11 protein-coding genes are annotated in these 13,941 nt (G+C 39.2%); 9 read left to right on the forward strand and 2 right to left on the reverse strand.

What is annotated here, in order from left to right:
• Nucleotides 1–13: 13 nt before the first annotated feature.
• A complete protein-coding gene (locus tag CLV32_RS20500) occupies nt 14–2,191 on the reverse strand; it encodes an outer membrane beta-barrel family protein (RefSeq protein WP_133558829.1) in 2,178 nt (725 codons plus the stop codon).
• A gap of 208 nt (nt 2,192–2,399) precedes the next feature.
• Here CLV32_RS20500 and CLV32_RS20505 point away from each other — a divergent pair, with 208 nt between their 5' ends.
• The 9 genes from CLV32_RS20505 to CLV32_RS20545 all read left to right on the forward strand — a co-directional run bounded on the left by CLV32_RS20505 (nt 2,400) and on the right by CLV32_RS20545 (nt 11,320).
• The gene (locus CLV32_RS20505; RefSeq protein ID WP_133558830.1) at nt 2,400–3,401 is read left to right on the forward strand and encodes a sensor histidine kinase; all 1,002 of its coding nucleotides are present in this window, start codon (nt 2,400–2,402) and stop codon (nt 3,399–3,401) included.
• Nucleotides 3,402–4,112, forward strand: coding sequence for a LytR/AlgR family response regulator transcription factor (locus CLV32_RS20510; protein WP_133558831.1), 711 nt, complete (start codon nt 3,402–3,404; stop codon nt 4,110–4,112). It abuts the gene before it with no gap.
• A gap of 230 nt (nt 4,113–4,342) precedes the next feature.
• Nucleotides 4,343–5,125, forward strand: a complete 783-nt coding sequence (locus CLV32_RS20515) for a S1/P1 nuclease (RefSeq protein ID WP_133558832.1) — start codon at nt 4,343–4,345, stop codon at nt 5,123–5,125.
• 14 nt (nt 5,126–5,139) lie between these two features.
• Complete coding sequence (locus tag CLV32_RS20520) at nt 5,140–6,435, forward strand: alkaline phosphatase family protein (protein WP_133558833.1); 1,296 nt, start codon at nt 5,140–5,142, stop codon at nt 6,433–6,435.
• A 61-nt stretch (nt 6,436–6,496) separates the two neighbouring features.
• Nucleotides 6,497–6,745, forward strand: a complete 249-nt coding sequence (locus CLV32_RS20525) for a hypothetical protein (protein WP_133558834.1) — start codon at nt 6,497–6,499, stop codon at nt 6,743–6,745.
• 46 nt (nt 6,746–6,791) lie between these two features.
• A complete protein-coding gene (locus CLV32_RS20530; protein ID WP_133558835.1) occupies nt 6,792–7,229 on the forward strand; it encodes an RrF2 family transcriptional regulator in 438 nt (145 codons plus the stop codon).
• A gap of 95 nt (nt 7,230–7,324) precedes the next feature.
• A complete protein-coding gene (gene cobA / locus CLV32_RS20535) occupies nt 7,325–8,122 on the forward strand; it encodes a uroporphyrinogen-III C-methyltransferase (RefSeq protein WP_133558836.1) in 798 nt (265 codons plus the stop codon).
• A 128-nt stretch (nt 8,123–8,250) separates the two neighbouring features.
• On the forward strand, nt 8,251–9,831 hold the full coding sequence (locus CLV32_RS20540) for a S8 family peptidase (RefSeq protein ID WP_133558837.1): 1,581 nt from the start codon (nt 8,251–8,253) through the stop codon (nt 9,829–9,831).
• A gap of 136 nt (nt 9,832–9,967) precedes the next feature.
• A complete protein-coding gene (locus tag CLV32_RS20545; RefSeq protein ID WP_133558838.1) occupies nt 9,968–11,320 on the forward strand; it encodes a PAS domain-containing protein in 1,353 nt (450 codons plus the stop codon).
• Here the strand turns inward: CLV32_RS20545 and CLV32_RS20550 are convergent.
• Nucleotides 11,313–13,847: an NACHT domain-containing protein gene (locus CLV32_RS20550; protein ID WP_133558839.1), complete on the reverse strand. Its 2,535-nt coding sequence runs from the start codon at nt 13,845–13,847 to the stop codon at nt 11,313–11,315. The genes CLV32_RS20545 and CLV32_RS20550 overlap by 8 nt on opposite strands.
• Nucleotides 13,848–13,941 lie beyond the last annotated feature (94 nt).

A 13,941-nucleotide genomic window follows, 5' to 3' on the forward strand; every position in this document is an offset into this window, starting at 1 on the left:
AGATTTATCAATGTTAATTTGAGAGGTCATCATTTTTAATTCCACGTCTTGTCTTTTTTAACGGTTCCTTCAATTTACCGAACCTATAATTCAAACTCAGGTTGTAATTTCTGAAGTTTTCCCTCGTGTTATTGATCTGTAAAAAATTAATATCCGCCGTTGTTATAATGTTCTCTCTATAACGATGAAAAGGGTTCAGGAAGATCGCCGAAAAAGACAGTTTATTTTTAATAAGATCTTTATTAATCGAAAATGATGAACGTAGGTATCCATTACTCGTACCTTGTAGTGTTGTGATATTTTTGCTAAGTACGGTAGCAGACGCATTGAGCCGCCAATTGCGGGGCAGAATATATCCGGTTGACAGTGTGGTATTATACGTAAAGATCTTGATTTTAGTTAGCCTTTCGTTATTCGAAGCATCCAGCCACAGATATCCTCCGTTCCCGTTTACAATTATATTCCAACTCTTAGTAAAAGGGTAACTAAAGTTGAAATTTGCACTTATGCCTGCTGTCTTTCCAATATTCTGGTAGGTTACTCTGGTGATCTGAGACTGCGGATTGAACTCCGCCATTTGGATGAAAATATTATTGACAAAAGAATAATCCAATGATAAATTCATCGATAGTTTTTTAGTACTACTATAACCTAGCTGCAGCGCGTTGATTAATGATGGTTTTAAATCTGGATTTCCGCTTGTCTCAAAATTTGGATTAGAACGATTTACAAAGGGATTGAGTTTATTGATGCCGGGTCTTTTAATCCGTTGGGAAAAACCGAAATTGATGCTGTGCTGCAGATTGATTTTCCTGAAAAAGGAAACGGTAGGAATTAAGTTAAAATACTGCTGATTTGCCTGAGTAGCGGTGGATATGAAGTTGGCATCGACAATTGTTTTTTCAAGTCGTATTCCGGCTTTAACAGACCACTTTCTTAGCGTAAATGCATAGGTATTATATGCTCCAAAAATATATTGATTGTTGTTAAACAGGTTAGCCTCGCCCGGTGTATTCATAGAATTACCTTCATTATTTCTAAGTATTCCTTTTATTCCGGCTTCGATGCTGACCTTGTCAATTTGTTGAACGAAATCGATCTGGGCCGTTTGTTCTTTGTATTGGTCTTTGTTATCCTGCCTGTAATCAGGTTCATCAGTATGAAAACGATCGTAAAAAAGAACATTACTGCTGAAGATATTGTCGAACGTGTAATAACGATAAGAAAAAGTAAGTAGCTTGGTTTTATGGTGCCTAAAGCCAAGTTGGTAGTTTACTCCTGCATCCCAGCCGTCACCCTTCACCGTGTTGTCATTGTTGAGCTGGTATCTTTGTAAAAGACTTCTTTCTTCCTGCAATTGTGATAGTTGCGAAACATGCCCATCTGTGTTGCTGCCGTTAATATTTAGCTGTGCTGATAATAAGTTTAGACTATCTACCTCATAACTGATTTCTGATCCGGCGTAAGCACTGCGACCGTTGGATTTATTAAAGCCTTGTTGAGTTAGCAGATTCGCGATATTTCCTGTGGAAGTCCGGCTCAACACACTGCTTACTTCTGGCACGCGAGAAGTGTTGATTCCCGCATAGGTGGCTATAGCTAATCGACCATTTTTGAAGTTATATGATCCTCCCGGACCGAATCCCTGGACAGGAAATTGTGCAGCTAAGGTTAGCGATCCATTATAGCCATTTTGCATAGCACTGGTAGTGATAATATTTATGATGCCTGCAAGACCTTCTGCATCATATTTTGAGGAGGGATTAGTAATTACTTCAATCTTTTGTATTGATGAGGCCGGCATGTTCCTAAGTACCTCTGTAGGGTTTCTCTCCAGCATACTTGATGGGCGTCCATTAATGAAAATCCTGTAATCTGACTTCCCCTTCATAAGAATGGTATTGGATGCGTCAAGTGATAAAAATGGTATTTTAGGAATCATACTGAGTACACTGTTTCCTTTGCTTTCGGGATCAAGCTGCAGATCATAAACGATCCTGTCTGCTTGCTGCTTAATAATGGGTCGGGTTCCAGTAATTTTAATGTCTTTAAGTTGCTGTATCTTGGATGAAAGAGTATCCTTAATAGCCGGTTGTTTTGGTGTTTGTGCGTTGAGGGTAAAACATATCAGTAGAAGTACCACCGTTATTAGGCTTGCGATTTGGCTTTTGTAAGAGGTCATTGCTTTCATGTATCTAATTGATATATCAAATTTCAAGTAAGCCAGAGGCGAAAGCTAGTACTGATGACGTACAGTTCTATACGACTGATGGATGTAGGGGAAGTAGTGATAAACTATCTGGTCAGGAAATAAAAGCAATCCAAGCGGTTTTTTCTCCTGTTCGTCAACTATATTAGCAAATACACACAAGAGATAGATTTTTGTTGAGAAATCTGATATGAAGTCCTCAAAGAAAAGCCACGTTCTGCTCGTTATTATTGCTGCTATTCCTTTATACTGGGGCTGTCTCTATTATATTGAATTAGCTGCTCACCAGGAAATTGAAGAGTTGGCTTTTGCCGCAACAATCGGAGCGATCGGCTTTGTGTATGTTGGGCGTTATTTTGCCATTTTACGGGCAACTCAGCAGAAAAGCTCTAGAAATTTACTCAGCTCACTGGCATTGTCCATCATTAGCTGTTTAATCTGGTTATTTATACATGCAGATTTTCCTTTGGAAAAGACTCCTGCATTAAATCTTTTGCTTTTCTGGGTGCCGGCAATAGCGCTTAGCATCGCATCGGGAATGCTCTTAAAGTTAATCAGAATAAATATCTCTGCGCTCGAAGATGCTCGTGTGGATGTAGCGAACCGCGAGGGAGAATTGAAGTTGCTACAATCGCAACTAAGTCCCCACTTCCTGTTTAATACATTAAACAACCTATATGGTATATCCATGACCAGACATGAACAAGTACCTGGCCTTTTATTAAAGCTCTCTGAATTACTGAGGTATGCTGTTTATGATGCCAAGGCTGACTTCGTACTTTTGACAGAAGAAATCGACTACATCAACAACTATATCGAGTTTGAAAAAATCAGACTTGGAGATAGACTAAAAATAACCCTGGATCTGGAAACTAAAGCTGCAGAGCAAATTTGTATCGCTCCAATGTTGCTGATCGTATTTATAGAAAATGCCTTTAAACATGCCAGGAATTCTACAGACGAATATGTAACCATTGAGATCAGTCTTAAAATATGGGCAAGATCTATACTTTTCTCAATACGGAATTCCTTTCAGGAGCATGAGGATCCGAGTTTGAACAGGAAAAATAGTGGACTGGGATTAGAAAATGTACATCGCCGACTACATTTATTGTATTCTGGTACACATGATCTTCAGGTGGAAACTGAAAATGGGTTTTATCAGGTAGCGTTGAGGTTAAAAGTAAAATAAATGAAGCGTTATAATTGTTTGATCGTCGACGACGAGCCGATTGCCAGGGAGATTATAGAGAAATTCTGTGGGTATCTGCCATCGCTAAAAGTACTTGCCAGTTGCGGGCAGGCCTTCGAAGCTATGGAGATATTAAGCAGCGCAAAAGTGGACATCCTCTTTTTAGACATTAACATGCCGGTTCTCGATGGAATATCATTTTTGAAAACATTGAAAAAAGCGCCGCAAGTGATTTTTACTACTGCTTATAAGGAGTACGCCACTGATGCCTTTGATTTGGCGGCCTGCGACTATCTTTTGAAGCCTTTCTCTTTAGAAAGATTTATTATGGCTGTTGGACGGGCCGAGGAAAGGTTAAAGCAGTTGGAGAAACCTTTGAGTATCATTCAGGAGACAAGCCAAATTGATCATATTTTTATTAAGGCCGAGGGTAAAATTTATAAACTGGCTTTTGAGAAGATCTTATATACAGAAGCACAGGGCAATCATACTAAAATTGTAACCACTGATCAGGATCTCCTCCCGACAATTACTTTTTCAACCCTGCAGGAGCTACTGCCAAGCATGCTATTTTTACGTGTGCACCGTTCTTTTTTGGTTAATATGTCGAAAATTACTCATGTAGAAGGAAATAGGATCTTTATTGAGGAGATGCAAATTCCTGTAGGAAGTCTTTACCGCGATCGATTTATGAAAGCACTTGGGTTATAATTGGTATCGGATTTCTGGATAAAAGCGATATTGCAAATTCGTCAAATTTGGAACATTTCTGTAACAGTCATTATACGTGTTGTGCTTTAGCATAACTTTCTCTTAACTTTCGGTTTAATTCGGGACTGGACATTTGTCGCAATATTCGCTTATGAGAGCGGTTGTTTGTAAAACAGAAACAACCCGCTCCATCATAAGAGAAATGTATACACTTTATTAGTTTATAATTTATGTTTAAAAAAATTATCTTTCCCGTAGTGTTCATTTCCTGCAGTTTAATGATGATTTCCTGGGGTGTTGTAGGACATCGGGCAATAGGGAAAATAGCAGAAAGTCATCTTAGTCCGAAGGCGAAAACAGCGGTAAATCTTTTGCTGGGTTCAGAATCGTTGGCGATGGTCAGCACGTACCCAGATGAAATAAGAAGTTACGAGCAATATGCCTACACCGCACCATGGCATTATGTAAATCTACCACATGGCCTGACCTATGAGCAGTTTAGTGCACAACTTATTGGTTTGGAAAAACCTAATATCTATAAAGCCTTATTGAAATGCGTAGATGACCTTAGGAACCCAGCAAAAACAAAAGACGAAAAAGTTTTTGCCATGAAGTTTTTGGTTCATTTAGTTGGTGATCTTCACCAGCCTATGCATACAGGAAGATCAGAAGATTCTGGGGGTAATGGCATCAAGGTAAAACTTATGCGAAAAGACAGCAATCTGCACGGACTTTGGGATAGTGGTCTTATTGATTATGCTGGAATGACATACACTGAACTCGCCGCTAACTGCGATCAGGCAAGTAATCAGCATATTAAACAGTGGCAGAAAGATGACATTGTTAAATGGGTCTATGAATCGTATGAAATCAGCCAAAATCTTTATGCTGAAGCAGCTAAGAATCCTGAATTCGACTACAATTATTATCCAAATCATGCAGATATTGTAAAAGAAAGAATTAACCAGGCTGGTGTGCGCCTTGCCGGTCTGTTGAATGATATCTGTAAATAATTATAACTCATCCCATGAATCTTAAATTTTCATCGACCATAAACATATCCCGGTATTTTAAATATCATGTCATTGCATTACTAATAGGTATTCCTGCTTTTTGTAGTGCTCAACAGACCGATACTATACAACACATAATTTCAGGCAATAGAAATTCTGCGGAACAGCAGAACAAGCCATATGTTATTTTGATCTCCGCTGATGGATTCAGGTACGACTATGCGGAAAAATACCACGCATCACATTTACTTAATTTAAGTAATGGTGGCGTTCGGGCAAAATCAATGATTCCAAGTTTCCCCTCTGTAACCTTTCCAAACCACTATACCCTTGTTACTGGAATGTATCCGTCGCATCATGGTTTGGTCAATAATAGCTTTTATGATGAAAAGCGCAATGATAAATATTCCATGAGCGCCAAAGATAAAGTGCGAGATGGGAGCTGGTATGGCGGTACACCACTGTGGGTGCTTGCTGAGCAGCAACATATGATTGCAGCAAGTATGTTTTGGGTGGGATCTGAGGCGGCGGTGCAGGGTGTGCGGCCCACTTATTACTATGACTATACAGAGCAGATTAAGCCCGATGCACGCATACAGGCAGTTAAAAATTGGTTAAGCCTGCCGGCTGACAGAAGACCTCACCTGATTACCTTTTATCTTTCAGAACCTGATCATGCAGGGCACAGTTTTGGTCCCGATGCACCGCAAACAGAGAAGGCGGTGAAAGAGGTAGACAGCATTGTTTTCCAGCTTACGGAAGCAGTTAAATCAACGGGATTGGATGTGAATTTTGTTTTTGTGGCTGACCATGGTATGACTGCTGTAGACCGTGAGCACCCCCTTCCGACGCCGGCGGCCATTGATCCTGAGAAGTTTATCATCGCGTCATCGGGCACAATGATGGATGTACATGCAAAAAACAAAGCTGATATTCTTCCGTTGTATGAAGAACTAAAAAAGTCTGAGAAAGACTATCGAGTCTATTTAAAAACAAACATGCCGGCGAAATATCATTATGGTGCGTCAGATGATAAAATGAATCACATTGGAGATATTCTTTTAATTCCGGACTGGCCAAAGGTCTTTTCAAATAGAAAACCAGGTATCGGTCATCACGGTTTTGATCCTTCGGTAGTAAAAGACATGTATGCTACTTTTTTTGCGTGGGGGCCGGCTTTCAAAAAAAACAAGAAAATTGGCTCTTTTGAAAATGTAAATGTTTACCCGTTGATTACAGAGATTTTAGACCTGCCCTACACAGAAAAGATTGATGGTAATAAAAAGGTGTTGCATGGAATTTTAAAATAATTGCGCTCAGAACAATCAGGCTACTGATGTGTTGTACTGGCAAAATATAAATATACTCGCCATGACATATAAAGAACTTCTTCAATCGCTGGCCGACCAGGCTTCTCAAAACTATTCTGCATATCTGCAATCTAAAATTGATGCTGTGATCAGCCCAGACGATACTTTACTTGCCGATAAGACAGAACAATACCGTGATGGTTATGACTGGAATGAAAAAAAATTCGGAGCTATCCTTGCCATGGTTAAAAATGACGGATCCCTGGATGATTCTGCTCCGGAAAATGTAGTCAACGATACGCAGAAATAAATAGCGTTTAACATTACCTAAATCTTTTGTTAGCTTTGTTAGTAATATGCTGTCAAAGAAAACGAAGTATGCCATAAAAGCGCTTGTTGCTTTGGGTAAAAATGTACAGAATCCGCCAATGCAGATTGTTCGCCTGGCAGAGCAGGAAATGATTCCCAGAAAGTTTCTGGAGCAGATTTTACTGGATCTGAGGAATGCAGGTTATTTATACAGTAAAAAGGGAGCTGGTGGGGGATATAGTCTGAACAAAGATGCGAAAGATATTTACTTAGTGGATATTCTGAGAATCACTGACGGCCCGATCGCAATGGTACCTTGTGCGAGCCTTAAATTCTATCGGAAATGTGATGAATGCCACGACGAAGTTACCTGCGGAATCCGGAAGACATTTATCGAGGTACGAGATGCTACACTGAAAGTTCTTACCCAAACCTCAATAGCCGACGTAATTGCCAAAGAAAGCAATGGAATCTTAATGGATTAGTCGGATTAAATAAATACCGCTAATAGACTACTATTTCCATAGACTTTATTATATTTGTGTCAGAGCCCGGTGGGTTTTGTATAAATATCAAGGTTATGCGATTAGTGAGTACAGAGAATAAAGTTAAAGAGCCAAGAATTACACTAGTAGGAGCTGGTCCCGGAGATCCTGATCTGATCAGCCTAAAAGGTATTAAAGCATTGCAGACCGCAGAAGTAGTCCTTTACGATGCTTTAGTGAATCAAGCTTTGTTAAATCATGCGCCTCAACACGCCATTAAGATATTTGTTGGTAAACAGTCAGGAGATGAATCATTCTCTCAGGATGCGGTAAATAAATTAATGGTAGATTATGCATTGAATTTCGGGCACGTCGTTCGGTTAAAAAGTGGCGATCCATTTGTATTCGCACGTGGATTCGAAGAAATCGACTTCGCTGAATCTTATAATATTGAAACTAATATTATACCGGGTATCTCGAGTGCAACGGGAGTGCCAGCGTTACAGAAAATCCCGATGATCTTTGGTAAACTGAGTGAGAGCTTTTGGGTACTTACAGGAACTAATGCCGATGGATTATTATCCCCTGACTTAGTAGCTGCGGCAAGATCCAGCGCTACCATTGTTGTTTTAATGGGTATAGAACGGGTTAAAGAAATTGCTGCCATCTTTCAAAAAGAAGGTAAACATAGACTGCCGGTTGCTGTAATAGAAAATGGTTCTTCAGAAACAGAACATATCGTTATCGGCATTGTTGACACGATTGCGGAATTAATTGAAGAACGTCAAATAAAATCACCGGCTTTGTTGGTCTTTGGTGATGTGGTTTCTCTTCATCCTGAATTCGCGAGGATAAGGGATTTTTACCACGTCCTGGAATACCCTCAGGATTAATGCGCTAACAAATTGTAATTTTCTGAATATATTTTGCAAAAACCCGGCAATTTGCCGGGTTTTTGCTTGCCCTATGTACGGAGTGCTACGATGATACTATTGTGGTACTGCATCCGTTTACATTTAATATGACTAGCAGACTTCCTTGTAGAAAAAATCTATACATTCTCTTATTTTTTTTTCTGCCCCTTTTTACATTTGGACAACGTGCGAACTGGCAAAATCTTGACCTGAAAGCAGATTCGACATTCGGTATAAGTACCGAAAAAACGTATAGTATATTACTTAAAGGTAAAAAGGCCACAAAAGTGATTGTAGGTGTGCTAGACGGTGGAGTAGATGTTAATCATGAAGATCTTAAAAGTGTAATCTGGCTAAATGGTAAAGAAAAAGCTGAAAATGGCCTGGACGACGATAAAAATGGATATGCTGATGATATGCATGGATGGAATTTTCTCGGTTCGGCTAAAGGATCTGTACATTATGAAGCTTTAGAACTTACGCGCTTGTTAAAAAGAGACCGCAAAAAATTTAAAGACGTTGCTAAGTCTTCTTCTCAGGATCCAGAAGGTTATTCAAATTATAAGGCCATGCAGGCAGATTTCGATAAGCAACTCGAAGAGGCTAAGAGTTCGTTGATGGATGCTGAAATCTTCAAGAATGTTCTGGATAAGATGGTCAAAAAGATTGGTAAAGAAAAACCTGTCGCATCCGATTTTCAAAACTATTCAGCGCAAACAGAGCTTGACCGCATAATTATTTCCATTATTGTTCCAGAATTACAATCCGGGACTTTTTCAGATTTTTATAAGAGCCAGGTAACAGATGCGGTAGATGAATTTACACAAAAAGTTAAGTATAACCTCAATCCTGATTACGATCCACGCCCTTCATTGGTTGGAGATAATTATGCAGACAGTAGAGAACGAATTTATGGCAATGCCGATGTTAAAGGCCCGGATGCGAGTCACGGCACACATGTAGCTGGTATTATCGCGGCCGACCGTAAGAATACAATAGGTATAAAGGGGGTGGCTGATGAAGTCGAGATCATGGTGGTGAGAGCGGTTCCCAATGGGGATGAGCGTGATAAAGATGTAGCGAATTCGATCCGGTATGCGGTCGATAATGGCGCGAGAGTATTAAATATGAGTTTTGGAAAAGCATATTCATGGGATAAAGCCATAGTAGATGACGCAGTAAAATACGCTATGTCAAAGGACGTCCTCATCATCCAGGCTGCCGGAAATGACAATCAAAATCTGGATGTTGAACCAAACTTTCCCAATAGGCGATATATAGGTGGTGGAAGCGCTGGCGCTTATATCATGGTTGGTGCATCTGGCTGGACAGATAACGAAAACCTGAAGGCAGACTTTTCCAATTACGGACCCACCACGGTAGACGTATTTGCTCCCGGAGAGAAAATTTATTCTTCAGTGCCAGATTCAAAGTATGCATCTTACGACGGGACAAGTATGGCCGCTCCGGTAGTAGCTGGGCTTGCTGCATTGATCAGGTCATATTATCCGAAGCTAACTGCGGTTCAGGTAAAAGACGTGATTATGAAATCTGTTGTTAAAGTAAACCATAATGTTAATATCAAATCTGGAGAGATTCTTAAGTCTGTACCTTTTAAAGATATTTGTGTTTCTGGTGGAATAGTTAACGCGTTCAATGCCTTATCGTTGGCGGCTCGCTATAACTAAATCAGTTACTGTAAAGGGATATTAGAGGGTGAGTGTGGTCGCAGTGTGATAATATTGTTATGTTTATTCTATCTTAAATTTTGTATTATTACGGCTTAGGGAGCTAATACACACAATCCATAGACCATCATTTAGAATGACTTCATCCGGCGATCTCTTTCAATTGTCCCCCATGCCCATGTGGATTTTTGATACTCAGACCTATAAGTTCATGGATGTGAATGAGGCTGCTGTCCGTATTTACGGATATACACGCGAGCAATTTCTATCAAAAACCATTATGGATATTAGTGCGGATTCAGACCATGATCTTAAAGCTAAAATCGAAAGTCATACCCGTTCTAATTTGTATTATAAAGAGGTGCATACCTATATCAAAAATGATGGACATCAGATCATTGCCGAAATAGAAAGTAATATGATCCACTTTGAAGGTCGTGAGTGTAGATTAGTGTTGGCTCTTGATATTACCCAAAGATTGCAAAATGAGCTCCGGGTACGGGAAAGTGCAGAAAGGTTCGACATTGTATCCAAAGCAACAAGCGATACCATTTGGGACTGGTCGCTAGCACACGACACGATAACATGGAACAAGGGTATTAAAGGTATTTTTGGCTATAAGAACATACAACAAAATACCACATCGAGCACTTGGTGGAAAGAAAAAATTCATCCGCTTGATCGTGATCGGGTGGTAGATAGAATTCAGCACCATATTGATAATAAAATCGAACGTTGGAAAGAAGAATACCGGTTTATTTGCGCTGACGGCACTTATAAACATGTTTTTGATCGGGGTTTTCTTCTATTTAGTGACAAAGGACAGTCGGTTAGGATGATTGGTGCAATGGAGGATATTTCAAAGCGGAAATTGGAAGAACATTGGTCGAAGTTGCTGGAATCAGTTGTGATCAATGCGACTGATGGCGTTGTGATTACCGATGCTAATACCGGTCCTGGCGGACCTAAGATCATGTATGTGAACGAAGCATATAATCGCATGTCTGGGTATACCAAGGAACAACTCATTGGAAAATCTCCACGAATCTTCCGGGGAAGAAATTCGGTTATGGACTCATTCAGGAAAATTCATCAGGCAGTGGCCAGTCACCAAAGCTGTACGCTGGAGCTTGTTAATTACACTCGATCGGGAACTGAATATTGGGTCAGTTTAAATATCACACCTGTAGCAGACAGTACAGGTACCGTTACCCATTGGATAGGAATCCAAAGGGACATTACTGAGAGCAGGAAGTATATTCAGGCTATTGAGGAACAGAATAAAAAGCTAAAAGAAATTGCCTGGATTCAATCACATTTGGTGCGTGCACCATTGGCAAGGGTCATGGCGTTGCTAGATCTCCTGAAACATTATGAGCCTGGTGATGATACCGATATCCTCATTGAACATCTAATGAGTTCAGCAAAAGATCTCGATAGTATTATCATTGATATCGCCGACAGAACACCATCCCAAGAGATTAATTAGCTATTGGGAAAAGGTGCTTAGGAATATTGCGGTCTTCCATAAAACATAATTTCTCATACTTAAAGTCGTTAACCTTGCCGGAGTCATTTAATCTAACATAGATCGATATGATTAGGTTGTAAGCAAATATCACGTTTAAGTTTAGCTGGTTTCTGTTATATAACTGAATAAGTTCTTGCGCATGTCTTATTGCGTTATCAAATTCTTCGCGATTTGCGCTCTGCTGAGCAACAAGCATGATTACCAAAGATTCAGAATATTTAGTAAAAGAGTAGCCATCTTTTGCAGAAGAGACCTTGAGCAAAATCTGTTCAATCTGGTTTACTTTAGCACAAGGATGCGATCGCGCTCCTCCTAAGCCAAAAACCGCGAGCAGATATAGTGAAAATGGTGTTTTTTCTCGGAAAATTTTAGGATGTAAATGTTTGATAGATCTGATAATTTGCATTGCATCCTGCTGAGTTCCGTAAAAGATATTTAACATTAGCATCAAAAGATAAGAGATCGCCTTTGGTGTGGTCAATATTTGATTCGCGTCTTTGCCAAAGAAACCGGGGTCATTCATAAACTGTCGGGTTAGTCCCCATACAGGATCTAAAGTTGTACTATTATGTGCAACTTTAGCATGAATCATTTTTGCAACAGCTATTGGACTTACCAGAAAAGTATTGGGTGTCGAATCATAATGTTCTAAAATTTCTATCCGCGACTGTATTTTTTTGTGATCTAAACTAAATAAATCGACCAGGCAGAGCATAGATTGATAGATATAGCAATGTTCTCGGGTGTCAGATACTTCCGCTAAAACGGTTATCGCCTGGACGTAGCATGAATCAATAAAATCGAAATTAGTTAGCTCCTTGATGATTGCATCATGGAGGTTGAAATTTCTAAGTAAATCAATCGTATCAGGACTGTGTTTGAATCTATATTTTAAGTTTTCAGCAATAAAAAGAATCAGATAATTCTTTTCATAGTTGCTCAGTACCAGTTTGAATATATGAATTAGCGCATTGAATTCCGCTATTTTGACCATGAACCTAATTGTCCACTGCAGCAAAATAAAGCGTACTTGATGGCTGTCATATTCTTTATGTATGTAGTCAAAGAATGTAGCATCTACATTCAAATTAAATTTTTCTAGTATTTCTACAAATAAAAAGTACTCAAATACATGTGGATGGATAAATCTCACAAATTCTTTAGGATGCGCATTTTCATATCTTTTTTCTTCCATCAATATGCCATCGGAAAGCAACTCCATATAAGCATTCTTGAATGCAGACAGTTCGTTGATTACCAAATCCTTTGAGACAGAGTTGCCTGACTTGCCGTAGTCGGTCAGCTTAATGATTTTTTTCAGGAAAAGGATCTTTTCAGTATAGTAGTTTGAACGATAGATTTTTTCCTGTATAAATTTTGAGATCAGTTCGTAAGAAGAGATATTAGTGTAGTAGTTAAAATCCGGGTCTTCTTCTTTCAGTTGATAATATAGTTGAATGTGAAAGGGGAATTTAAGTTGCGCCTTCAGTCTCGGACTTAACTCAATTTTATTGCCGGTGTTCATCTTAGAAAAAATCTGATCCAATTCTTTTTCAGTTAATGGAGGGACATTGGAAACGTCGTTTAAGTTAAAATAATTTCCTTGGAACCAAGCTGATCGCAGAAAGGGAGAATGACGCATACGATCATAGAAACGCATCCAGGTTGTTGAACGCATACTTAGAATCATCTTGATGTTCACAGAATCTTCCAATAAACAAACGAAGTTAATCAGGCTATCAAATAGTTGATTTTTGAGATCTCTTTTAAGCACCAGTTCTGCAAATCCATCGATGATGATAATGAGTTTTCCATTAATGAGATTTCTTTTGAAATAGGGGATGAGGCTCTCAGCATCTGATAGAGAAAGAAGTGCCTTGATTTGATCTTCCAGATTGAATGAATTGTTAATCTTGTTGAAGACTGTCTGAGCATTTACAAATAACACAACTGAGTCTTTATAGGGACTTTCATCTTTAAGAAAACTATTGTCAACCAAATGGCTCAACATGGTTGTTCTACCGTAACCTGGTTGAGAGATAAAACTCATGAAGATATGGTCACTGTTGTAGAAATCCTCAAAATCATGCTCAGCAAACTTTCTGTTTATGGTGAGATCATATGGTAAGCCAGACCGGTTTCGGATACCTTTTAATGTGAATTCGGTTAATCTACGCGCCTGTTGCGCTACGTCGATCCAGGATCTCTGCCCTACAGTTATAGCTGCGATAGAAGGATTAATCGCATCAAGTAGTTCGTCTTTGTCTACATATTCTGATAAGGTAGTTAGCGTAAACTTTGAAAATTTATGTTTAACTACTGCGAAACCGAACAGCCGTTTAATGGTTGTTTCGCTAACATTCTTATTTAGGGTCTTACTGATCTCTATCGAAATACGCTTGCAATCTGCAGGTGTTATAGATCTTATCCCAGTTTTAAGTAAGATCAAACTTTTAAGTTCATTTAAAATTGATGCATCATCCATGATGTTTTTTGCTTGAGCGTTAATTTGTCGATCGTTAGTACTAATATATACGATAATATTTAGAAAATGAACAGACACGTTGGCGACATGACGT

This window comes from Pedobacter duraquae, from assembly GCF_004362245.1.
In the GTDB taxonomy this organism is placed as follows: domain Bacteria; phylum Bacteroidota; class Bacteroidia; order Sphingobacteriales; family Sphingobacteriaceae; genus Pedobacter; species Pedobacter duraquae.

Coding starts and splice junctions, on each gene's coding strand:
- CLV32_RS20545 (WP_133558838.1), top strand. CDS start 9,968: ATGACTTCATCCGGCGATCTCTTTCAATTGTCCCCCATGCCCATGTGG.
- CLV32_RS20505 (WP_133558830.1), top strand. CDS start 2,400: ATGAAGTCCTCAAAGAAAAGCCACGTTCTGCTCGTTATTATTGCTGCT.
- CLV32_RS20550 (WP_133558839.1), bottom strand. CDS start 13,847: ATGGATGATGCATCAATTTTAAATGAACTTAAAAGTTTGATCTTACTT.
- CLV32_RS20540 (WP_133558837.1), top strand. CDS start 8,251: ATGACTAGCAGACTTCCTTGTAGAAAAAATCTATACATTCTCTTATTT.
- cobA (WP_133558836.1), top strand. CDS start 7,325: ATGCGATTAGTGAGTACAGAGAATAAAGTTAAAGAGCCAAGAATTACA.
- CLV32_RS20515 (WP_133558832.1), top strand. CDS start 4,343: ATGTTTAAAAAAATTATCTTTCCCGTAGTGTTCATTTCCTGCAGTTTA.
- CLV32_RS20525 (WP_133558834.1), top strand. CDS start 6,497: ATGACATATAAAGAACTTCTTCAATCGCTGGCCGACCAGGCTTCTCAA.
- CLV32_RS20520 (WP_133558833.1), top strand. CDS start 5,140: ATGAATCTTAAATTTTCATCGACCATAAACATATCCCGGTATTTTAAA.
- CLV32_RS20530 (WP_133558835.1), top strand. CDS start 6,792: ATGCTGTCAAAGAAAACGAAGTATGCCATAAAAGCGCTTGTTGCTTTG.
- CLV32_RS20510 (WP_133558831.1), top strand. CDS start 3,402: ATGAAGCGTTATAATTGTTTGATCGTCGACGACGAGCCGATTGCCAGG.
- CLV32_RS20500 (WP_133558829.1), bottom strand. CDS start 2,191: ATGAAAGCAATGACCTCTTACAAAAGCCAAATCGCAAGCCTAATAACG.